The organism is Arthrobacter sp. C152, assembly GCF_054890965.1.
On record NZ_JBTZSU010000085.1, the window covers coordinates 1 to 1,520 of the forward strand.

Genomic DNA, 1,520 nt, shown 5'->3' on the forward strand with positions numbered 1-1,520 from the left:
CCCTATGTGTCAGGCTGTTGTGTGACACATAGGGCGGGGAAAGATATGTGATGTTCGAGATTCCCGAACGCGCTTCTCGCCGGCACCATTTCACGAAGGAGCAGCGGTGGTTGCTGCTTGAGGAGTATGACAAGTGCCTGGACCGTGGAGCGAAAGCGGAGTTCTGCCGTCGGATCCAGGTCAATAGCCGCACGGTGCTTGACTGGTTGAATGCCCGGGAGGAAGGCAAGCTACAGCCACCGGCCGTCGCTGATTCGAATGCTGCCAGGGAAAGGAGCCGATGGATGAATCGTCGAGAGCGCGATGAGCTGGAGCATTTGCGGAAGGAAAACGCCAAGCTCAAGGCCAAACTTGAGAAGTCCGAGGCCGCGGTGGACATTCTGGGAAAAGCGTCCGCGCTCTTGGAAGCTATGGCCAAGAGCGCGAACGCGACCGACCCGCACCTGGAGGAGCAGGAGCCGGGCAGACCGGACTGGCTCAAAGGAAACGGAGAGTCCTCCTGAGTGTGGTCGCCGCCCTCGTCGCGGCCGGGTGGGCGGTGACTGCTGCCTGCACGGTGGCTGGTTTATCGCGGATGTCCTGGTACCGACATCTGACACCGGTAACCCCGGCCGGGATCTCGGTTCCGCATAGCGAACGTGCCTATCCCAACCGAGTCAGCGATCAAGAAGCCAGTGCTTTTTTGGAACGGCTTAACTCCCCGGAGTACGCCGAGCTATCCGCGACGCAGGCCTTCCAACGGATGCTCGATGCCGGCGAATACTTCTTCTCACTGGCCACTGCCCACCGGGTTCTGAGAAGGGCAGGCCTGAACGGAGACCGGAGGCCCCAACGCCCTTATGGCAGCGGCAGCCCGCGCAACAAGCCGGTCCTGCACGCAACCTCGCCAAACCAGGTCTGGTGCTGGGATATCACCGACCTCCGCGGACCCGGACGCCAAGCCTATAAGCTTTACACGGTCATCGACATGTTCTCGCGAAAGATCGTTGGACACCGCGTCGAACAGCAAGAAAACGCCTCACTGGCCGCTGAGATGATCGAACAAGCGGTGCTGGGGCTCTGGGCTGCCCCCGACGTACTTCATGCCGACAACGGGACAGCAATGCGGGCCTCCAACACCTACGAACTGCTGCGCAGGCTCGGCATTCGCCACTCGCATTCCAGGCCCAGAACCTCCAACGACAACCCGTTCATCGAAGCAATGTTCAAGACGGTCAAATACTCCTTGGAGTTCCCGGACCGGTTCGAATCGCTCGCCACGGCACGGGACTACTTCAACGCCTATTTCACCGACTACAACCGACATCATTTGCACGCCGGACTGAACTGGTACTCCCCGGACTCCGTGCACGACGGATCGTGGCCCACGCAGCAACACCAGCGACAGCAGTCACTCAACGAGCACTTCCGTCAACATCCCACCCGCTACCGGAAAGCACCCAGCGTCCCTGGCCCACCAGACAAGGTCTGGATCAACCAACCCACCCCACAGCTGTCACAAACAGCTTGAGAAATACCGG

General features: G+C 60.3%; 2 protein-coding genes. Both read left to right on the forward strand.

Annotated elements, in window-relative coordinates:
• Positions 1–50 precede the first annotated feature (50 nt).
• Entirely contained in the window at positions 51–503 is a 453-nt protein-coding gene (locus ACYSM9_RS21795) for a hypothetical protein (protein WP_461859031.1), read from the forward strand.
• A 2-nt stretch (positions 504–505) separates the two neighbouring features.
• Entirely contained in the window at positions 506–1,510 is a 1,005-nt protein-coding gene (locus ACYSM9_RS21800; protein WP_461859032.1) for an IS3 family transposase, read from the forward strand.
• Positions 1,511–1,520 lie beyond the last annotated feature (10 nt).

Excerpts from the sequence above, each read along its gene's own strand:
- ACYSM9_RS21795 (WP_461859031.1), top strand. The coding sequence starts at position 51 with ATGTTCGAGATTCCCGAACGCGCTTCTCGCCGGCACCATTTCACGAAG.